General features: G+C 51.0%; 15 protein-coding genes and 1 tRNA gene. 9 read left to right on the forward strand and 7 right to left on the reverse strand.

Annotated features, from left to right (window positions below; genetic code table 11):
* Positions 1-9: 9 nt before the first annotated feature.
* A complete protein-coding gene (locus KGP26_RS18605) occupies positions 10-1,098 on the forward strand; it encodes a porin (protein WP_305801962.1) in 1,089 nt (362 codons plus the stop codon).
* On the opposite strand, the gene KGP26_RS18610 is transcribed toward KGP26_RS18605, so the two are convergent.
* On the reverse strand, positions 1,051-1,389 hold the full coding sequence (locus KGP26_RS18610) for a hypothetical protein (RefSeq protein WP_147280991.1): 339 nt from the start codon (positions 1,387-1,389) through the stop codon (positions 1,051-1,053). The two genes, KGP26_RS18605 and KGP26_RS18610, sit on opposite strands and share 48 nt — an antisense overlap.
* A gap of 488 nt (positions 1,390-1,877) precedes the next feature.
* On the opposite strand from KGP26_RS18610, the gene KGP26_RS18615 reads away from it, so the two are divergent.
* From KGP26_RS18615 to KGP26_RS18625, 3 genes are all read left to right on the forward strand, one after another.
* Complete coding sequence (locus KGP26_RS18615) at positions 1,878-2,666, forward strand: ABC transporter ATP-binding protein (protein ID WP_071681063.1); 789 nt, start codon at positions 1,878-1,880, stop codon at positions 2,664-2,666.
* Between the two features lie 149 nt (positions 2,667-2,815).
* Positions 2,816-3,523: an MgtC/SapB family protein gene (locus KGP26_RS18620; protein ID WP_021805950.1), complete on the forward strand. Its 708-nt coding sequence runs from the start codon at positions 2,816-2,818 to the stop codon at positions 3,521-3,523.
* A 58-nt stretch (positions 3,524-3,581) separates the two neighbouring features.
* Complete coding sequence (locus KGP26_RS18625) at positions 3,582-4,457, forward strand: LysR family transcriptional regulator (protein WP_059201263.1); 876 nt, start codon at positions 3,582-3,584, stop codon at positions 4,455-4,457.
* Between the two features lie 109 nt (positions 4,458-4,566).
* On the opposite strand, the gene KGP26_RS18630 is transcribed toward KGP26_RS18625, so the two are convergent.
* From KGP26_RS18630 to ompC, 4 genes are all read right to left on the reverse strand, one after another.
* Positions 4,567-4,654, reverse strand: a tRNA-Ser gene (locus KGP26_RS18630).
* Between the two features lie 158 nt (positions 4,655-4,812).
* The gene (osmE, locus tag KGP26_RS18635) at positions 4,813-5,142 is read right to left on the reverse strand and encodes an osmotically-inducible lipoprotein OsmE (protein WP_021805952.1); all 330 of its coding nucleotides are present in this window, start codon (positions 5,140-5,142) and stop codon (positions 4,813-4,815) included.
* A gap of 79 nt (positions 5,143-5,221) precedes the next feature.
* Positions 5,222-5,638, reverse strand: a complete 417-nt coding sequence (locus KGP26_RS18640) for a VOC family protein (protein ID WP_021805953.1) — start codon at positions 5,636-5,638, stop codon at positions 5,222-5,224.
* Between the two features lie 154 nt (positions 5,639-5,792).
* Positions 5,793-6,908, reverse strand: a complete 1,116-nt coding sequence (ompC, locus tag KGP26_RS18645; RefSeq protein WP_094981967.1) for a porin OmpC — start codon at positions 6,906-6,908, stop codon at positions 5,793-5,795.
* 840 nt (positions 6,909-7,748) lie between these two features.
* Between ompC and KGP26_RS18650 the strand changes: the two genes are divergently transcribed.
* Genes KGP26_RS18650 through rcsB form a run of 3 tightly spaced genes read left to right on the forward strand, consistent with a single transcriptional unit; the run spans position 7,749 to position 12,267 of the window.
* Positions 7,749-8,900 (forward strand): MFS transporter, encoded by a 1,152-nt coding sequence (locus KGP26_RS18650; protein ID WP_037375510.1) that lies wholly within the window; start codon positions 7,749-7,751, stop codon positions 8,898-8,900.
* 21 nt (positions 8,901-8,921) lie between these two features.
* On the forward strand, positions 8,922-11,624 hold the full coding sequence (gene rcsD / locus KGP26_RS18655; protein ID WP_223665673.1) for a phosphotransferase RcsD: 2,703 nt from the start codon (positions 8,922-8,924) through the stop codon (positions 11,622-11,624).
* Positions 11,617-12,267, forward strand: coding sequence for a response regulator transcription factor RcsB (gene rcsB, locus KGP26_RS18660; protein WP_021178490.1), 651 nt, complete (start codon positions 11,617-11,619; stop codon positions 12,265-12,267). The genes rcsD and rcsB overlap by 8 nt, the downstream gene beginning before the upstream one ends.
* A gap of 81 nt (positions 12,268-12,348) precedes the next feature.
* Here the strand turns inward: rcsB and rcsC are convergent, their stop codons facing one another.
* Both rcsC and gyrA read right to left on the reverse strand, forming a co-directional pair.
* A complete protein-coding gene (gene rcsC / locus KGP26_RS18665) occupies positions 12,349-15,222 on the reverse strand; it encodes a two-component system sensor histidine kinase RcsC (RefSeq protein ID WP_223664429.1) in 2,874 nt (957 codons plus the stop codon).
* A gap of 171 nt (positions 15,223-15,393) precedes the next feature.
* Positions 15,394-18,045 carry a DNA topoisomerase (ATP-hydrolyzing) subunit A gene (gene gyrA, locus KGP26_RS18670; RefSeq protein WP_115158186.1) on the reverse strand — a complete coding sequence of 884 codons (2,652 nt, stop codon included), beginning with the start codon at positions 18,043-18,045 and terminating at the stop codon, positions 15,394-15,396.
* A 237-nt stretch (positions 18,046-18,282) separates the two neighbouring features.
* Here gyrA and ubiG point away from each other — a divergent pair, with 237 nt between their 5' ends.
* On the forward strand, positions 18,283-19,008 hold the full coding sequence (ubiG, locus tag KGP26_RS18675) for a bifunctional 2-polyprenyl-6-hydroxyphenol methylase/3-demethylubiquinol 3-O-methyltransferase UbiG (RefSeq protein ID WP_223664430.1): 726 nt from the start codon (positions 18,283-18,285) through the stop codon (positions 19,006-19,008).
* Positions 19,009-19,440: 432 nt separating this feature from the next.
* Positions 19,441-21,729, forward strand: coding sequence for a class 1a ribonucleoside-diphosphate reductase subunit alpha (gene nrdA, locus KGP26_RS18680; RefSeq protein WP_021178494.1), 2,289 nt, complete (start codon positions 19,441-19,443; stop codon positions 21,727-21,729).
* Positions 21,730-21,738 lie beyond the last annotated feature (9 nt).

A 21,738-nucleotide genomic window follows, 5' to 3' on the forward strand; every position in this document is an offset into this window, starting at 1 on the left:
GTTATTGAAATGAAAAAAATAATGCACTTGGCTGTATTGGGGTTACTATTGCCAGTAGCCAGCACCACGTTAGCTGCAGAAATCGTAAATAAAGACGGCAATAAATTGGATTTATATGGGCAGATTAATGGTGTTCATTATTTCAGTAATAATGCTGGCAGCAGCGGCGATCAATCCTACACTCGCTTTGGCTTTAAAGGCGAAACACAAATTAATGATGACATCATTGGATACGGCCAATGGGAATATCAGATTGGGCTGAACGGAGCGGAAAGCGGCGAGCAAAGTGGTAACTACACGCGGTTGGGTTTTGCCGGGGTGAAATTCGGCCCGTTTGGCAGCATCAGCTATGGGCGCAACTACGGTTTACTCTATGACGTGGGAAGCTGGACCGATGTATTACCCGAGTTTGGTAATGACAGTTATGAAGCTGCCGATAACTTTATGACCAGTCGGGGCAACGGTATGTTGACCTATCATAATCAGGGTTTGGGGGGGATTATTGATGGCCTGAATATTGGCATGCAATATCAGGGAAAGAATCGGGGCGACGATGCCCATCACACGCAAGACCTGCAGACACAAAACGGCGACGGATATTCCTTCTCCACGACCTACGACATAGGTTGGGGACTGAGCGCTGGCGGTGCCTACGCCAATTCGGATCGTACACAGGCACAGCGTAGTTTTGGTCTGGCCAATGGCGATCGTGCCAGAGCCTGGACTTTGGGCCTGAAGTACGATCGGGATAACCTCTATCTGGCAGCAAACTATACCCGCACTCAGAACATGACCTACGTAGAGGGTGGCAACTACACCGGCTTTGCACCAAAGGCAGATGCCGTCGAAGCCGTGGCGCAGTATCACTTTGATTCTGGCATCACCCCTTCTCTTGCCTATTTGCAGTCACGTGGGCGTGACCTACTTGGCATCGGTGATACCGATCTGGTCAAGTATATAGATATGGCGCTGGGTTATAGCTTCAATGCCAATATGTCAGCCTATGTAGAGTACAAACTGAACCTGCTGGATAAACACAATGCAGCCGGTTTAGGTTCTGATGATGTCGTTGAAACGGGGATTATGTACCAGTTCTGAGAAGTTAAGCGCTGAAACCCATGCCTGATGAGGTTTGACCTCATTGGGCTTTTTAGCGTTTTTGAATGGGTAAAAGCTAGCAAGCAAGACATATGAATGAAAGTTAAAAACAGTGAATACAATCATATTAGCCGTTTCTTTCCCCATTCCACATTGCCAATAGGCATTTCCCTCTGAAATTAGAGTATTTTTCATAGCGACGCCAAAGATAACAATCACCACGTTGACTGCATTACCTTCATTTAACGTTTTAGTTTCACTTCCAATGCTCCGGGGTTTATAGTCAACCACTCATTTAAACTCCAATCTCGTTGATGCTGTGTTTAGTTTAAACATCCCTTGCGATATCCATTAATATTAAATTACATTTTGCAGTTATAAAACATCACTCAGTTATTGAGCTTCCTGACCCTTGTGGGTACTATGAGACTCCGATTTGATACAGGATAAAATTATGGACACCGACGGTTCGTTATTCATTGGTTTGTTGAGCCTGCTGGAGGCTTAGGCGCAATAGTCATTTTACTGCGTCCTGAAAAGTATTCGTATGTGACGTCATCACGTTACAGCTGCACTTTATTCTCACCTCCTTCAGCGCCTTATACTAGGCGATCCTAAGCTGACAGCATCTCTCAATAACCAGAATTCAACTTATTAATCAGACCAATAAGACCGCTGGCATTCTCTAGTGTATATTTTCACGTCTGGATGTTTCTGTGCAAAAATCAGCGGCATATCCTATTCACCTATTTATTTTTTAATAAGATAACCAAGGAAATATGATGGCCAAGAAAAAAATATTACTTACTGTCAGCAACGTGAGTAAGAGCTTCCAAGCTACGACCCAAAAATCACATTTGGTCCTTAGTGATATCGACCTCAACGTCTATGACAATGAAGTGATCAGCGTATTAGGGAAATCCGGCTCGGGCAAATCCACCCTACTGCGGATCATCTCAGGTTTGATATCTCCTGATTTTGGGGATGTCATGCTCGGTGAGGACAAAGTCACAGGCCCTAACCCACAAATCAACATGGTTTTCCAGAACTTTGCTATTTTCCCTTGGTTAACCGTTTATCAAAATATCGCCTTTGGATTGCAGGCACAGCATTATTCCCAAGACACCATCGACAAACAGGTGATAAAAATGCTGAACCTGATTGGTCTGGAAAAATACCGCAATGCTTTCCCACGAGAACTTTCCGGTGGTATGCGCCAACGGGTGGGGTTTGCCCGTGCGCTCGTCGTCGAACCTGCGTTGCTGTTACTGGATGAACCTTTCTCTTCCCTGGATATTTATACCGGAGAAAATCTACGCAACGACCTAATGCAGATCTGGTCGACGCGGCAAATAAAAACTCGCTCCATGATTTTAGTAACCCACAGCATAACAGAAGCCGTAATGATGTCAGATCGGATTATTTTGCTAGGTTCAGACCCCGGTACCGTTACTGGAAATTATGAAATCACCCTGCGGCGTGAGGAGCGGAACAAACGCTCAATGCAAAGCCTGATCGAAGAAATCAGCGCTGAGCTAAGCCAGCAAATTGCTACTTCGGTCTATTAAAGCCCGGCCTGTATAAACGCCACTGCTCCGCGTCTGCCAGGCATAATATCAATTTTTAATCGCTGACTGGCAGATGAAAAGTCTGCCATTTTAACTACCTGTTTATCAAGGACTACCTTTTTATCGGTGTTTCATGATAAGCAGATAACATGTTGGTTTTTATCATGCATTTTATTCAAACATTAATAACGCTATCAACAGCATCTTTACTTGGCGCAATTATTGGCTATGAAAGACAGTTCCGGCAACGCACTGCCGGGTTACGCACCAATACACTTGTTGCCACCAGCGCAGCTATCTTTGTCCATCTGGCCATGACCATTGATGGCAGTGGGGGGGCGGTAAGAGTGATTTCTTATGTGGTTTCTGGCGTCGGTTTTCTCGGAGCCGGGGCAATCATGAAAGAAGGAATGAATATCCGCGGTCTGAACACAGCGGCTACGCTGTGGGGATCGGCAGCCGTCGGTACCTGCGCGGGTTGTGCATTATATGGAGATGCACTGGCCGCTACGTTATACGTACTGGCTGCCAATACACTGCTGCGCCCGATCGTCAATATGGTCAACAAACAACCCTTCAGCGATGTTAACGGTGAATCCACCTACCAGATCTGCGTGATTGCTTTTGAACACGAGCAACGCGAAGCGTTAGCCAAATTCAAACAGGTGATGCAAGCCGAAAACTGCTTTATCTCGCACCTGGATATTGAGCCTTTTGGCGATGATGACGTAGAAATCACCGCAACTCTCATGCCCGCCTCTGTCACTACTACGGTACTTGATAAAACCGTCAATACTTTACTTGGCGATAGCATGATGAAACAGGCCTATTACAGCAGAATTTGTGGCTCTGGTTAAAAACGTCATACAGCCCCCTTTTACACCGCCAATTCAAATATGAATGAAGAGACTGATTATGAAAAGTATGCCGAAATTATCTCATCTGACTACTTTTAAAGAAATTATTTACTGCGGTAGCTTACATGAAACATCAAAAAAGCTGGCTATTTCACAACCGACACTCAGCCGTATTATTAAAGAACTTGAAGAAAATATTGGCTCGCGTCTGTTGGAACGCAGCAACCGCGGTGTCCGGCTCACTCCAGTAGGTGAAGCATTTTTTCAACGCATTGACGCTATCACCAATGAGTTAAGAAATACCATTTATGAATTCCGTGGACTGAAAGAAACCGGAGAGAAATTCTTGCGCTTAGGCATGAGCACCTACCCACTGCTATGCTATCTCCCCGAGGCACTTGAGATCTTTAATCAGCGTTATCCACACACCCGCATTATCGTGATTGAGGATTGCTCCGAAGAGTTGATTGCCAAGTTGAGAAATAACGAATTGGATCTGGTGGTCTGCAACCTCAGCGAGGGGATTAACAGTGTCGATCTGGTAACGCAGGACTTCAAATGTGAGACGTTTTCGCTTTATCAAGGGAACAATCACTCCTCTGATGAGCTGCCGCTGGAAGAAACAAAGTGGGTAGTTCCACATTCCTGTACTGCAGGCCGTTTAGCAATGCAAGACTCCTCTTTCCCGTGCACGCAGCAGGGTAATGTCGTGGAAACTGACTCTTTCCTCGCCACCTGGTGTCTAGTGAAACAACAGGGTTATCTCGCGCTATTAAGCGATCGTGTTGTGGAGCATTACAGCCCACAGCTGAACCTCAAGAAAAAATCTGCTGAAGATATCAATATCAGCGCATGCTTTTATATTATTAAACGTGACGAGCCCATGACATCGTCTATCACTAACGATTTTACCGAGATCCTGATGGCAATGTGAACACGCGGAAAATCACCTGGCGAAGTGGTGCAAGCGCCTGGAAAGTAAAGACCTGAAGGCCATCTGAAAACGAAAAACCCCAAGCTCTTACGAGCTTGGGGTCTGTATTTGGCGGAAGGACAGAGATTCGAACTCTGGGAGCTGTTACACTCGACGGTTTTCAAGACCGTTGCCTTAAACCACTCGGCCATCCTTCCAATGAGCGCAGATATTAACGGTACCGTTATGAAATGTCTATCGTTTTGACGTAAAAAAATGCGTCAAAACGCTCGTTAGCTTAAATTTCAGACCAATTGCGCTTAAAAAAACCAGAGCCCCGCATCAGCGAGGCTCTTTTCGGACAATAAGCAGGCAGTTATTTAGGTTGGGTATCGTACTCTGAACAACTCTGATACCCCTTGTTCATCACGTGGCCCGTGTCGTTGAAGCTGACAAAATAGGTCTGTGCTTTGCCGTCCCGTGGTGCCACGGCATAAGTATCACAGGTACCCTGCGCATGGATCAGGCTGGCTGAGGTTGATGGTGGCCCGGCAATTGCGCGCACTTGCTGTTTAGTCATCCCGACTTTTACATCGCTTACCACAGGCTCGTTCACATAGCTCGCGGCCCTGTCGTAAGTGGTACACCCAGTCAGTACGGTAAATAGCGCCGCAGTACATCCGGCCAAAACCAGTTTCATTGTCATAGCTTATCTCCTTAGCATGCTTATTGTTATGTAAGTGTAGAAGCTAAAAGGCTTTTATGCCAATAATGCGTTGCCGCTGTTAATAGTTGGCCCAGATACCCGGCGTCACCAGTTCCAACAGGTGGCCATCCGGATCGCGGAAATAAATGCTCTCCGCGCCCTGCTCCCAACGCATACGCCCTTCTATCTCAACACCGTGTTCGGCCAACTGCTGCTCCCACAGGGGTAACTGGGCCTTGCTCACGGCCAAACCAAGATGTTGTGGGCCGCTGCCGTCATGAGGGGGAATATAGCCTCCCGGATACTGAGCACCGTTCAGCGAATCTCCGGCAACAAACAGCAGCAACACGCTTTGATCGGAGATGTTATAGGCCCGGAAACGATCGTTCGCGACCATCGCGGGCAGTTGCAACACCTGCTGATAGAAGGCTGCGGCACGTTCGATATCGTTAACATACAGCACCGTCTCAATCACACGCTCAATCTTAAGTTCCATACCAACCTCCTGATTTATCAATTTACAAACAGGGTAGGCAGTTACAGACTCAACAGAATAGCAATCAGTGCCGCGTGAAGATCAATCTGTGCGGGTGGCTAATGGGCAAAAAAAACGCGGCCCGAAGGCCGCGTGGTCACATTCACAGTATTGCTTAGAACTGGTAAACCAGGCCTACAGCAACCACGTTGTCGGTATTGATACCGGCGTTGTCGGTAAATGTGTTGTCGTCCAGCAGGTTGATTTTGTAGTCAACGTAGGTGGACATGTTTTTGTTGAAGTAGTAGGTCGCACCCACATCAACATATTTCAGCAGATCCTGGTCGCCGTAACCGCCGCCAATGTCCTTGCCTTTAGACTGCAGGTACGCCACGGAAGGACGCAGGCCGAAGTCGAACTGGTACTGTGCAACCACTTCAAAGTTCTGTGCCTTGTTCGCGTAACCGTACAGAGAGCTATTGCTGTTGCCGAAACGGGTAGCATTGTAAGACTGGGTATACATCGCTGCCAGATAGACGTTGTTGGCGTCGTATTTCAGACCGCCGCTATAGCCTTCGGCTTTGTCACCACGACCCAGAATGGAAGAGGTGCCGTTAGGGCCACCGTTCTGATCGTTGGTACGATCAGAGTTGAAGAACGCACCGGCAGCACTGATGCCATAGCCCAGATCGTAGGATACGGACATACCGTAGCCGTCACCGTTCTGGTTCAGGACATCACGGCCATTGTTGCTTTCTTCACCGTTGCCGTTTTTACCCTGATACTGCAGAGCAAAGTTCAGGCCATCAACCAGGCCGAAGAAGTTGTTGTTACGATAAGTCACAACACCGCTGGTGCGTTGGAACAGGAAGTTGTCCGCGCCATAGGTATCGCCACCAAACTCAGGCAACACGTCGGTCCATGCGCCGATGTCATACATCACACCGTAGTTACGGCCGTAATCCAATGAGCCGTAATCGCCGAATTTCAGACCAGCGAAGCCCACACGGGTGAAGGAGTCATTTTCGTCTTCAGTTTTGTTCAACTGAACCTGATATTCCCACTCACCATAACCGGTCAGCTGATCGTTGATCTGAGTTTCGCCACGCAGGCCAAAACGCATGTAAGACTGATCGCCGTCGGTTTTATCGTTGTCGGAAAAATAGTGAAGACCATCGATTTTACCGAACAAATCCAGTTTATTGCCGTCTTTGTTGTAGATTTCTGCTGCACCTGCTGTGCCTGCCATCAACAGAGCTGGGACGACCAGGGAGAGTACTCGAAGTTTCATCGTTATTATCCTCTTAATTATGTCGAGCTACGGCCACTGCTCTTCTGAGCATTATTAGCGCGACTGTGAATCACCATTCTGGTAACAAGGGCTATATTAATCCAGAAAGAAAATGATACCAAGTATCCGATGGTGTTTCATACCTATATTTAAAGGTTTCAAAATGTAAATGCTGGCGAACTTTCACAAAACATTACCGACAAGACAAATAAAGCACCGAAAGATAAAAAAATAAAATAACCAATATAAATCAATTACATATACAAAACTTTATAAAAATAAAGATAACAGTACAAAAGTATCCAGCAATAAGCACATTGTGCCAAAAATCGTTGCCATGCCTGACGCTATAATCATCCCGCTATCATCATTATTTTCATTATTACCTTCATTATCCGTATGATAATTTTTGTAGTTACAACCGGCCTCTGGCCGGTTTTTTTATACCCAAAAATCAGCGATAAAATCGTGCCAATAAAGCATTTTATGCACAAATTTAATCACAGAGAGATATCATAAACATGATCAATTACCGCACTAATAGCTAAATCAACCCTAAAAGACCGCCAATTAATTAACCAACGAATAATTTGTCGCCGCTCATCGTTTAAATAGACAACAATCACATACAAAATAGCAATGAATCCCGCTTCAATTCCCTAGATAATAGATTTGTTACCTTGAGAAACTATTTCTCCCTCATCCGCGAGTGATCTTACACCGCTCCTGCCCCCCTGATGGGTTACACGGTTAACGCGAATCCTTTCGACCCCGATCACAGATTGTGATAAAAACAGGGGTTCATTTAAGCCACTATCCAGAGCCGATCCCGATACCGACATGACAGTCACTTGCAACGAACAAATTAAGCCCGGTGTGCCCGAGCAGAATGCCACCCGCCTGGCCTTTTTTATCGCCGGACTGGCAATGGCCACCTGGGCACCGCTGGTGCCTTTTGCCAAAACGCGTATCAATATAGATGACGGCTCATTAGGCCTGCTGCTGCTGTGCATCGGAGTTGGCTCGATCATGGCAATGCCGTTGACTGGGCTTTTGACCGGCAAATTTGGCTGTCGCCGCGTGATCCTGCTGGCGGGTATCGCCCTATGCATCGATTTGCCGCTGCTGGTGCTGATGGACTCCACCTTGGGGATGGCATTAGCCTTACTGCTGTTCGGTGCAGCGATTGGTATGATTGACGTGGCCATGAACATTCAGGCCGTGGTGGTCGAACGCGCCAGCAATCGAGCCATGATGTCCGGCTTTCACGGTTTCTTCAGCATTGGCGGGATAGCCGGTGCGGGTGGAGTCAGCGCCCTATTATGGTTGGGGCTCGGTCCGCTACAAGCCACTCTGATCGCCGTCGTCGCCATTCTGGCTCTGCTGCTGATTGCCAGTAAAAACCTGCTGCGTGAAAGCGGCGGAGATAAAGAAGGCCCGATGTTCGTTCTGCCACGAGGCTGGGTGATGTTCATTGGCCTACTGTGCTTCATCATGTTCCTGGCGGAAGGCTCAATGCTCGACTGGAGCGCGCTGTACCTGACCACCATGCGCGGGATGGATCATAACCAGGCTGGCTTGGGTTACGCTTTGTTCTCCATTGCCATGACGATCGGCAGGCTGAATGGCGATCGCGTAGTGAATGCCATGGGCAGATATCAGGTACTGTTGCTGGGTAGCTTGTGTGCGGCCATCGGCCTGGCGTTGGCGATTACGATAGACAGCGCCATAGCCTCTTTGATTGGTTTTATGCTGGTTGGCGTCGGGGCATCCAATGTGGTCCCTATTCTGTTTAGCGCAGCGGGGAACCAACGCGTCATGCCTGCCAACCTGGCCATCGCTTCGGTCACCACGGTGGGCTATGCCGGTATTCTGGCCGGCCCGGCAGTGATCGGGCTAATCGCCCAGGTCTCCAGCCTGACGTTTGCCCTGGCCTGTGTCGCTGCGTTGCTGCTAATCGTCACTGCCAGCGCCAAAGCGGTCACTCGCTAATTTCAGGAATGCGTAGCCATGTTGCAAGATAGACAACTGACCATCAACTCCCGCTACATCACCCGCAGCTTCTGGCTGTTTGTCGTGCTGCTGGCCGTGGCCATTGGGTTGTACAGCTATAATTATACCAACGCCTATCTGACGGAGAAAAAACATGCCGTCAACACCATCGCCAACATGCTGCAAAAGCGTATCGACAGCTACCGCTCTCTGACCGAGCAAATCTACGACAAATTTGGTAATACCGCGTCGCTTGCTGTTGAGACCAACCTGCAGGAAACCCGGCTGCGTCCGGATGTATATTATGTCGAGAAGCGACGCAGCAAAACCGATGCGGTCATTTTTGGCAACCACGACAACGCCACGCTGGCTACGGTTGCCAATATCTCGGACTTCCTGGATAACCGCTGGGGAACCGAGACGGAAAACTATGCGATGTATTTTCTCAACGGGCAAGATAACAGCCTGAGCCTGGTGACGACCCAATCGCTGAAAGACCTGACTTCGCGATTGAAAGAAAACTACCTGACTACGTCGGTGTCAGACCGCCGCACCGAAATGCTGCAACAGGCCAATATGCTGGACGAACGCGAGAGTTTTTCCGGCCTGCGTAAACAGCGCTTCCAGAACGCCTACTCGTTTTCTATCCGCACCACCTTTAACCAGCCGGGGCATTTGGCCACGGTGATCGCCTTCGACCTGCCGATTAACGATATCATTCCGCTTAATATGGCCCGCTCCAACTTCCTGCTGCTGCCCGATAATGCAGAGATCGACGACAGCATGGTGCCAAGCGAAACGGCAATCAACGCCCAGGCCGCCCTGAAAGGCAGTTGGGTTGAGTTCAGTGTTTCATTACCCAACTCGCCGCTGCAGCTGATTTACCGCGTTTCAGCTTTCAATCTGGCGATTGACCTGCTGCGCAATAACATCTGGCTACTGGCGGTCAATCTGCTGTTGCTGACGCTATCGATGGTGGGCATTTATTTCCTCCGCCAGCAATACATCCGCCCCAGCGAAAATATCGCCGCCGAGCTGGATCTCCAACGCTCGCTCAACCAGGAAATTGTTGCCAGTCTGCCTTGCGGGCTGCTGGTCTATGACTTTGCCGATAACAGCGTGATCACCAGCAACAAGATCGCTGAGCACCTGATGCCACACCTCAGCCTGTCCAAAATTGCCCATATGGCGGAGCAGCATCATGGCGTGATCCAGGCGACGGTCAACAACGAAGTCTATGAGATCCGCATCTTCCGCAGCCAACGCACGGCGGAAACCTATCTGTTCCTGCTCAACGATCAGGATAAAGAGGTGATGGTGAACAAACGGCTGCAACAGGCCCGCCGCGAATACGATAAAAACGTTCAGGCCCGTAAGTTGATGCTACACAACCTGGGGATCGAGCTGAATCAGCCGGTGCGGCAAATGCACGAACTGGCCGCAAGCCTGTGCCAACCATCAGACGCCGAACAGCAACAGACATTGCTTAAACAACTCAACCTGGCTTCGGCATCGGTATTGGATCTGATCGACAATATCACCCTGCTCACCCGGCTGGAGACACAGGATTGGCAGCCGGTTCGTCAACCTTTCAACCCCACTGTACTGCTGGATGAACTGCTGCTGGACGTGCTGCCAGCCATCAACCAGAAAGGGCTGGCGCTGTTCAATCACGTTAATCTGGACGTCAACCAACAGTACATTGGCGATGCTGGCGCACTGCGCAAAATCCTTTCATTGCTGCTGCGCTACGCCATCATCACTACCGCCTACGGCAAGATCACCCTGGTAGTGGAACAGGAAGTCGATCGCCCTGAACACCTGGTATTTCATATCAACGACACCGGCACCGGCATTTCCAATGAGGAAATCAGCAATCTGACCTACCCGTTCCTCAGCCAAACGCTGGTCGATCGCTTCGATCACGGCTCTGGGCTGACGTTTTTCCTGTGTAATCAGCTGTGCAAAAAACTCAATGGCCAGTTGGATATCCGCAGCAAAATCGATATCGGTACCCGCTATACCATTCGTGTCACTATGGAGCAGGAGAAAACAGAGGAACAGGCGACGGAGAAATTACTCGATGGGGTAACGGCGCTGCTGGATATCACCTCCGACGAGATCCGCCGGATCGTAACTCAGCTACTGGCGGGATATGGGGCCAACTGCATCGTGGCCGAGGAGCACCAAAACAGCCGGGAATATGATGTTTTACTGACCGATAACCCGCAGCAGGCCGACGACTATACGTTGCTGCTAACCAGCGATGAAGCAGGCTGGCAACAGCTTGATAAAGGCTATATCCGCGTCAACTATAACCTGCACAATGCCATGATCGACGCGGTTCTGATCTTGATAGAACACCAGATGGCGGCACAAGAGCAGGAAGAAAACTCTGTAGGATCCCTGGCAGAAAGCGCCCAAGTGTATGAAAAACAATTGAGATCAAGTGATTACTATGGTTTGTTTATTGATACAGTACCCGACGATATCAAAAAACTGTATACTGAGGCGGGCAGCGGTGATTTTGCAGCGCTGTCTCAAACCGCACACCGCCTGAAGGGCGTGTTTGCCATGTTAAATCTGCTTCCCGGAAAGCTTCTGTGTGAATCGTTAGAACAGCACATCGCGGACGGTGATGCGCTCAAGATCGAGAATAACATCAGTCAGATTGATTTTTTCGTCAGTAGACTGCTGCAGCAAGGTAGCCAACAACATGAATAACCTGAACGTAATTATTGCCGATGACCATCCTATCGTACTGTTTGGCATCCGGAAGTCACTTGAGCAAATTGAGTGGGTGAATGTCGTTGGGGAGTTCGAGGACTCTACAGCACTGATCAACAATCTGTCCAAGCTGGACGCCAACGTCCTGATCACCGATCTTTCGATGCCGGGTGACAAATATGGCGACGGCATTACGCTGATAAAATATATCAAACGCCACTATCCGCAATTGTCGATCATCGTTCTGACCATGAACAACAATCCGGCCATTCTCAGCGCGGTGTTGGATCTGGACATCGAAGGCATCGTCCTGAAACAGGGGGCTCCTACCGATTTGCCAAAAGCGCTGGCCGCATTGCAGAAAGGCAAGAAATTCACGCCAGAGAGCGTCTCGAAGCTGTTGGAGAAAATCAGTGCCAGCGGTTACGGTGACAAACGCCTCTCTCCGAAAGAAAGCGAAGTGTTGCGTCTGTTCGCCGAAGGTTTCCTGGTGACCGAAATCGCCAAAAAACTGAACCGCAGCATCAAGACGATCAGTAGCCAGAAGAAATCAGCCATGATGAAACTGGGTGTTGATAACGATATCGCACTGCTTAACTATCTCTCCTCCGTCAGTATGACGCAGTTGGATAAAGACTAAAGTTCAACGGGTGCAGCATGCGGCGCCCCTGAACCAGCATGGTTATCAATTTAAAGGGCGCTCTTAGGCGCCCTTTAGTGTTTATGCCGTTTCCGATTCAGCCCTAAGCCGCCGTACCCGTTGACTGTAATAGCCCAGCGACTGCTCCAGCGTCTCCAGCGTGACCGGTTTCGACAGGCAGTTATCCATCCCGGCCTCAAGACAGCGCTGTTTCTCTTCTGCCAGCGCATTAGCCGTTACGCCAATCACCGGGGCAGTGAAATTCGACTTACGCAGGCAACGTGTCAATTCATAGCCATCCATATTCGGCATATTGACGTCAGTCAATACGATATCCACCGCATTGCGTTCCAGTACGCTGAGCGCATCGACACCATCATTGGCGGTAATCACCTGATAGCCCAACGATGACAGCTGATCGGACAGCAAGCGCCGGTTGATCGGGTGATCGTCTACCACCAGCAGGCGAATATCCCCGTTATCGGCATTATTGGCCTTAACCGATAACGGCAGTTGTACCAACGCCTTATCGCTTTCGGTAACCACACCAAATAGCCGGTTCAACAGTTGGATGGCATCCCGTGGCGTAGAGGTACTATGCAGCCAGTAACCCGGGTGCGTTTCCAATGACGGTCCGATGTGCGCAATGGAGAATTCAATCTGTGCCAACAGCGGGGTATCCACCTGCAAAGGATAATCGCTGAGCAGAACGTCCCCTGCTGCGGTTTGCTGCCCCTCATAACGTAATACCGTGGCACCGAAGCCGCCAAGGATCGCCTGCAGATAGCTTTCCAACCGCTGATTACGAATTTGCAGCCACAGGTTTTTGCCCTGCCAGGTGTCGCTGGCCTGCGGCGTCGGGAACTGCGCTCCAAACAACGGAATGCGAATGGTAAACAGGCTGCCGAGACCAGGCTCGGACTCCACCGCGATATCACCGTCCATCAGGTTGATCAGTTTTTCACAAATCGCCAGCCCAAGCCCAGTGCCCTGGAAATGGCGCTGTACCCCGCTGCCAACCTGGAAGAAGGGATCAAACAGGCGCAGGACCTCTTTTTCTGGAATACCGACGCCGGTATCGCGAACGCTGAACTCCAGATAGCTGTCACGGGTGCAGACCTGCAGGATAATACAGCCGGTGTCGGTAAACTTGATGGCGTTATTCAATAGGTTAGACAAGACCTGTTGCAAACGCACGGGATCGCCATTGATACGTTCAGGCACACCTTGTTCAATAAAACAGTACAAACCGAGCCGCTTTTTCACCACCAGCGGCAAGTAGTTGCCCGCAATGTGGGTAATCACTTCCAGGCAAGAAAACTCACGGGGTTCTATCTTCAACTGCTCGGATTCAATCTTGGAGAAGTCCAGGATGTCGCTGATGATCTTCAGCAACAGCCCCGAGGAGTTGTTCATCGCATTGACCAGACGGTCGACCCCTTGCGGCAACGCCTTGGTCTGCAGCAGATCCAGGTTGCCGATAATCCCGTACAGCGGCGTGCGCAGCTCATGGCTGACGGTGGCCAGGAACATCGATTTGGACTGGCTGGCCTGCTCCGCTGCCGCGGCCATTTCCTGCAGCGACTCTTCCATTTTGACGCGGGCACTAACGTCAACCAGCACGCAGATAGCCACGTCCTCATTGCGATAACGGGAGTGCACAAAGCTGATTTGCAGATTGTTGTTATTACTGGTCATCACATCTACAAAGTTGACCTGCTGTTCGCAGATAATGCGTGTAATGCGATCCCGATCCTCGTTGGTCAACAGGTTGATATAGTTATGCGCCAGTTCATTACTCAGGATGTTGGTACCATCACTGATGCGCAGAATGCAGATACCCACCGGTGCCGAAGCCACGATTTTGCGGTTGAACTGTTCATGCTCCTCCAACCGGAAGGCATTCTCTTCCGCTGGCAGAAACATCTTGCGCTCGAACAACCACGCCAGGCTGAACAACACCACGGCCGACAGCAGGTTAAGCAGCACCGCATTGAGGATCAGTACCTTGAAACGCTCCACCACGCTCTTCACCGGCAATGAATACACGATGCTGAGCGACGAAGGCGGCAGCGCCTTCTTCATGATCAGATCCTGGTAACTGTCTACATAGCCAAAATAAGTGTGTTCCTGCGGATAAACATTGAGCGAAGAGGCATAGCGATCGCCATTGGCCAGTCGCAGCACCGATTCGTTGTTCTCATCCAGCAGATTAACCCCCACCGGCAAGTTGCTGGTGGTGACAAAGTCTTCCAGGCGGATCGTCTGTTCAATCCCCAGCAGCGCTTCCAGTTTGTTGCCGACATAGACCGGCGTCATTACATACAGGTAACCTACATCAGGCCGCTGCTGGCTGGGGCTGATCCAGTAAAGGTTATTGTCTTTCTCCGCGCTGTTGGCGGCGTTACGGTATTTAAGGATGCGCTCATGCAGCGCCTTGAGCACGTTTTGCCGATCGGTGATGCCGTTACTGCTACCGAATTCGGTCATGCACAGGCTGTCACTGCCGATAAAAAACACCCGGTTCAGATCATAGGCCGCGACAAAGTTTTCTTTCCAGTATTGGATCAGACTGTTTAACGAGGTGATCGAGTCACGGTAGTTGGAGTTCAGCGCGCAGTTGGATTCCGGGTACAGCGGCTTCATCTCCGGTTGGCTGTCTTTGCCATTCATCATGCCGGTGAACAGCTCGAGGCTCCCTACCGTGCCGTTGAGGCGGTTTTCCGCCATGTATTTGATGTCGCGGATGATATCCGCCGAGTGGCGAATGTAGCCCTGAGCCTGGTCAAAGTTGAGATTATATTCCTGCCTGATATCGGATTCTTTCTCATGCACGATATCCAGGATATAAAACGTGGTCAGCAGTGCACCCAGCGACCACAGCATGAACGCCAGTACCCGAAACAGATAGCGGGAAATTTTTAACGTGGTACGGAAAGAGGCTAAGTATTTCAAGCAGGTACCATGCCAGTGTAAGGGGTGACGAGCATAATCATAGCAAAACAACGATCCCGTGCAGCATCGACAAGTGATTGCAGCAATTAAACCATACAACTGAAAAAGGGCCTAGCATCGCTGCCAAGCCCTTTTTGAACCACCCAGATTATACGGCCAAGGCCGTGCTATTTAGGCGTTCTCGTCATCCATATCGTCTACGGCGCCGGTATCCTCATCACCCTCATCGAGTGGTGTGGTATCTTCTTCCGCTTCTTCTGCGCCCGGTTCAAGGCTATCAAGCTCTTCATCTTCAACCGGTTCAGCAACGCGCTGCAGGCCGACAACGTTCTCGTCTTCCGCAGTACGGATCAGGGTGACACCCTGGGTGTTACGGCCAACCACGCTGACTTCCGCGACACGGGTACGCACCAGCGTGCCTGCATCGGTGATCATCATGATTTGATCGGTAGTTTCTACCTGTACAGCCCCAACAACCTGGCCATTACGCTCGCTGACCTTAATGGAGATAACCCCTTGGGTCGCGCGCGATTTAGTCGGGTATTCCGTTACCGCGGTACGCTTGCCGTAGCCGTTCTGCGTCACGGTCAGGATATCGCCTTCACCACGAGGAATAATCAGCGAAACTACGCGATCGCCTTCACCGAGGTTGATACCGCGAACGCCGGTAGCGGTACGGCCCATTGAACGAACCTGCCCTTCTGGGAAGCGGACCACTTTACCGTTGGCGGAGAACAGCATCACTTCGTTGCTGCCGTCGGTCAGGTCAACACCAATCAGCTCGTCACCCTCGTTGAGGTTAACGGCGATGATGCCTGCGCTGCGCGGGCGGCTGAACTCGGTTAATGCGGTTTTCTTCACGGTACCGCTAGCGGTAGCCATGAATACATGGCGGCCTTCTTCGTATTCACGTACCGGTAGAATGGCGGTGATACGTTCGTTGGCTTCCAGCGGCAACAGGTTGACGATCGGCCGGCCACGAGCACCACGGCTGGCTTCAGGCAGTTGATACACCTTCATCCAGTACAGGCGACCACGGCTGGAGAAGCACAGGATCGTGTCGTGGGTGTTGGCCACCAGCAGACGATCGATAAAGTCTTCTTCTTTGATACGGGCGGCTGACTTGCCTTTACCACCGCGACGCTGCGCTTCATAGTCGGTCAGAGGCTGATACTTCACGTAGCCCTGATGCGACAATGTCACGACCACATCTTCCTGGTTGATCAGGTCTTCGATGTTGATATCAGACGTGTTGGCGGTAATTTCGGTACGGCGTGCGTCGCCGAACTGATCGCGCATGGCCACCAGTTCTTCACGGATCACTTCCATCAAGCGGTCTGGGTTTTCCAGAATAAAGATCAGCTCAGCGATGAGGTTCAGCAGCTCTTTATACTCGTCCAGCAGCTTCTCGTGCTCCAGGCCGGTCAGTTTCTGCAAGCGCAGATCCAGGATCGCCTGAGCCTGTTGCTCGGTCAGGTAATATTTGCCGTCACGGATGCCAAACTCTGGCTCCAGCCACTCTGGGCGTGCAGCGTTGTCACCGGCACGTTCCAGCATCGCCCCGACGTTACCCAGATCCCAAGGCTGCGCGATTAACGCAATCTTCGCTTCTGCCGGAGTCGGCGCGCGGCGGATCAGTTCGATAATCGGGTCGATGTTGGCCAAGGCAATGGCTAACGCTTCCAGGATATGGGCGCGATCGCGGGCTTTACGCAGTTCGAAAATGGTACGGCGGGTCACCACTTCACGGCGGTGGCGCACAAATGCACGCAGAATATCTTTCAGGTTCAGCAACTTTGGCTGGCCCTGATGCAGTGCCACCATGTTGATACCGAAGGTGACCTGTAGCTGAGTCAGCGAATACAGGTTATTCAGCACCACTTCACCCACGGCGTCACGTTTGACTTCAATCACGATGCGCATGCCGTCTTTATCAGACTCGTCACGCAGCGCGCTGATGCCTTCAACGCGTTTCTCTTTCACCAACTCGGCAATTTTCTCGATCAGGCGCGCTTTGTTCACCTGATAAGGAATTTCATGCACGATGATGGTTTCGCGGCCGGTTTTAGCGTCCGCCTCTACCTCGGCACGGGCGCGGAGATACACTTTGCCACGGCCGGTACGGTAGGCTTCTTCAATACCACGACGGCCATTGATGATCGCCGCCGTCGGGAAGTCCGGGCCTGGGATGTGTTCCATCAGCCCTTCAATGCTGATGTTTTCATCCTCGATATAGGCCAGACAGCCATTAATAACTTCAGACAGGTTATGCGGCGGAATGTTGGTCGCCATGCCCACAGCGATACCGGACGAGCCGTTGACCAGCAGGTTCGGGATCTTGGTTGGCATAACGGCCGGGATCTGCTCGGTACCGTCATAGTTTGGCACGAAGTCGACGGTCTCTTTTTCCAGATCCGCCAGCAGTTCGTGGGCGATTTTCGACATGCGCACTTCGGTATAACGCATTGCTGCGGCGGAGTCGCCGTCCACAGAACCGAAGTTACCCTGGCCGTCCACCAACATGTAACGCAACGAAAACGGTTGGGCCATACGGACGATCGTGTCATACACCGCGCTGTCACCATGCGGGTGATACTTACCGATCACGTCCCCAACGACACGGGCCGATTTCTTGTAGGGTTTATTCCAGTCGTTACCCAGTACATTCATCGCGTACAGAACGCGGCGGTGCACCGGCTTCAGTCCATCACGAACATCTGGCAACGCACGGCCGACAATAACCGACATCGCGTAATCCAGATACGAGCTTTTCAGCTCTTCTTCGATATTTACCGGTGTGATTTCTCTGGCAAGGTCGCTCATGGAGCTGCTATCCCTCATACTGAATGATTCATCTGCCTTGGCGTAGTGCCAAAGGTGTAAAACTATATCACAAAGCGCGCTTTACGGGGAAATTACCGGCGCTGTTTCGCTGAAATGTGCTGCCCTGCGGGCGAAAATTACCTCGATAACACTTGCCTCGATAACAACAGCGCTGCGCCAAGCGTGCCGGAACATGTATAATCTGCATCATAAGAGAACCAGGAGCTAATAACGCCCATGAATGCTGAATCATCCCGTCACGCGCCTAACGTTGATCACCAGGAAATCGCCAAATTTGAAGCTGTCGCCTCGCGCTGGTGGGATCTGGAAGGTGAGTTCAAGCCGCTGCATCGGATCAATCCGCTGCGTCTGAATTATATCATGCAGCGCGCAGGAGGCATTTTTGACAAACAAGTGCTCGACGTTGGCTGCGGCGGCGGCATTCTGGCAGAGAGCATGGCACGTGAAGGTGCGTTAGTGACCGGGCTGGATATGGGGGCAGAACCACTCCAGGTGGCGCGACTGCATGCGCTGGAAAGCGGTATGCAGGTGACCTACGTGCAAGAAACGGTAGAAAGCCATGCGCAAGCTCATCCACAACAGTATGACATCGTCACCTGTATGGAGATGCTCGAGCACGTCCCTGACCCGGCCTCCGTCGTGCGCGCCTGTGCACACTTGGTCAAACCAGGCGGCCATGTGTTTTTCTCCACCATCAACCGCAATAGCAAAGCCTGGCTGATGGCGGTCATCGGCGCTGAATACGTGCTCAAGATGGTGCCACAGGGCACCCATGATCATAAGAAGTTCATCCGCCCTTCTGAACTGATCGGTTGGGTCGACGGCACCGAGCTGCGTGAAAAACATATCATCGGCCTGCATTACAACCCGATCACCGACCATTTCAAGCTGGGCCGCAACGTTGATGTGAACTACATGGTGCATACCCAGCACCAGGGTTGAAACTGCCGAAACGTACCGGGGGCGATGTTTCCGCCGCCGGTGCAACTAAGCGTATAAGATAAATACCTATTTATCCGTTCTCGATCAAAAAAGCCGATCTAAACCATTTTTAAGAATATAAAAGCAGATCAATATGCGGTTTTTTTCTAACGTTTAATAAAGCGGCAAACGATCGGGGTTTTCACAAAATCAGCAAAATCTCATCGTGCTTATTGACAACCTTGCCACCCCAGATAGGGCGCGCACTAGGAACAATTGGTAACATTTCACCCCCAAGTTATCCACAAGATCGGCAGGTTTTGTTCACTTGCAAACCCACCGTTTTATCACTATCTTGTTACCTCACCGACATACACCCCCTATATATAGTGTTTACATACTGAGCAGAGCGACTACACTTTCTGCTTAGGGGAATCTCACGGACAGGTAAAAATGAACCAAAGCCTACTTGTAACTAAACGCGATGGCAGTAAAGAGCGCATCAACCTCGACAAAATCCACCGAGTCATCGACTGGGCCGCGGAAGGTTTAAACAACGTCTCGGTCTCTCAAGTAGAGTTACGTTCACATATTCAGTTTTATGACGGCATCAAAACCGCCGATATTCATGAAACCATCATCAAGGCTGCAGCCGATCTGATCTCCCGTGACGCACCGGACTATCAGTATCTGGCCGCTCGCCTCGCCATCTTCCATCTGCGTAAAAAAGCTTACGGTCAGTTTGAGCCGCCGAAGCTGCTCGACCACGTTGCACGCATGGTGGAAATGGGCAAATACGATAAACATCTGCTGGAAGACTACACCACTGAAGAGTTCGAGCAGATGGACTCCTTTATCGATCACTGGCGTGATATGAACTTCTCCTACGCTGCCGTGAAGCAGTTGGAAGGGAAATATCTGGTGCAGAACCGCGTTAGCGGCGAGATCTACGAGAGCGCCCAGTTCCTGTATATCCTGGTTGCCGCGTGCCTGTTCTCCAACTATCCGCGCGCCACCCGTCTGGACTACGTAAAACGTTTCTATGACGCGATCTCCACCTTCAAGATTTCACTGCCTACGCCGATCATGTCTGGCGTGCGCACCCCAACCCGCCAATTCAGCTCTTGCGTGCTGATCGAGTGTGGTGACAGCCTGGATTCCATTAACGCCACCTCCAGCGCCATTGTGAAATACGTTTCACAGCGTGCCGGTATCGGTATCAATGCTGGCCGTATCCGTGCCTTGGGTAGCCCAATTCGTGGCGGTGAAGCCTTCCACACCGGCTGTATCCCGTTCTACAAGCACTTCCAGACCGCAGTAAAATCCTGCTCTCAGGGCGGTGTGCGTGGTGGTGCAGCAACGCTGTTCTACCCAATGTGGCATCTGGAAGTGGAAAGCCTGCTGGTGCTGAAAAACAACCGTGGGGTTGAAGGCAACCGCGTCCGTCACATGGACTACGGCGTACAGCTCAACCGCCTGATGTATCAGCGTCTGATCAAGAATGAAGACATCACCCTGTTCAGCCCGTCTGACGTCCCAGGGCTGTACGACGCGTTCTTCGCCGATCAGGACGAGTTCGAACGTCTGTACACCCTGTATGAGAAAGACAGTAGCATTCGCCAGCAGCGCGTGAGAGCGGTAGAGCTGTTCTCACTGATGATGCAGGAACGTGCTTCTACTGGCCGTATCTACATCCAGAACGTCGACCACTGCAACACCCACAGCCCGTTCGATCCGCAGATCGCCCCGGTACGCCAGTCAAACCTGTGCCTGGAAATCGCTTTGCCGACCAAACCGCTGGATGACGTTAACGACGAAAACGGTGAAATCGCGCTGTGTACGCTGTCAGCCTTCAACCTGGGTGCGATTGAGAGCCTGGACGATCTGGAAGAGCTGGCTACGCTAGCCGTGCGTGCGCTCGACGCCCTGCTGGATTATCAAGATTACCCTATCAAAGCCGCTCACCGTGGCGCGATGGGCCGCCGTACTCTGGGTATCGGTGTGATCAACTTCGCCTATTACCTGGCGAAGAACGGCGTACGTTATTCCGACGGCAGCGCCAACAACCTGACCCACAGAACCTTCGAAGCGATCCAGTACTACCTGCTGAAAGCCTCGAACCGTCTGGCTCAGGAGCAAGGGGCTTGCCCGTGGTTCAATGAAACCACCTATGCGCAAGGCATCCTGCCAATCGATACTTACAAGAAAGATTTAGACGCGATCTGTAGCGAACCGCTGCATTACGACTGGGAAACGCTGCGTAAAGAGATCAAAGAGACCGGCCTGCGCAACTCAACGCTGTCTGCCTTGATGCCGTCGGAAACCTCGTCGCAGATCTCCAATGCCACCAACGGCATTGAGCCACCACGCGGCCACATCAGTATCAAAGCGTCCAAAGACGGTATTCTGCGCCAGGTCGTTCCTGAGTATGAGCGTCTGAAAAATGACTACGAACTGCTGTGGGAATTACCGAATAACGACGGTTACCTGCAACTGGTTGGCCTGATGCAGAAATTTATCGATCAGTCGATCTCGGCGAACACCAACTATGACCCAACCCGTTTCCCGGGTGGCAAGGTGCCGATGAAGCAGCTGTTGAAAGATCTGCTCACCACCTACAAGTTTGGTGTCAAAACGCTGTATTATCAGAATACCCGCGACGGTGCAGATGATATCCAGGAAGACATGCAGCCTGCTCAGGGCGGCGATGACGACTGTGAAGGCGGCGCCTGCAAGATCTAACGTTTGACA

It is taken from the genome of Serratia sp. JSRIV002 (genome assembly GCF_019968725.1).
GTDB lineage: Bacteria > Pseudomonadota > Gammaproteobacteria > Enterobacterales > Enterobacteriaceae > Chania > Chania fonticola_B.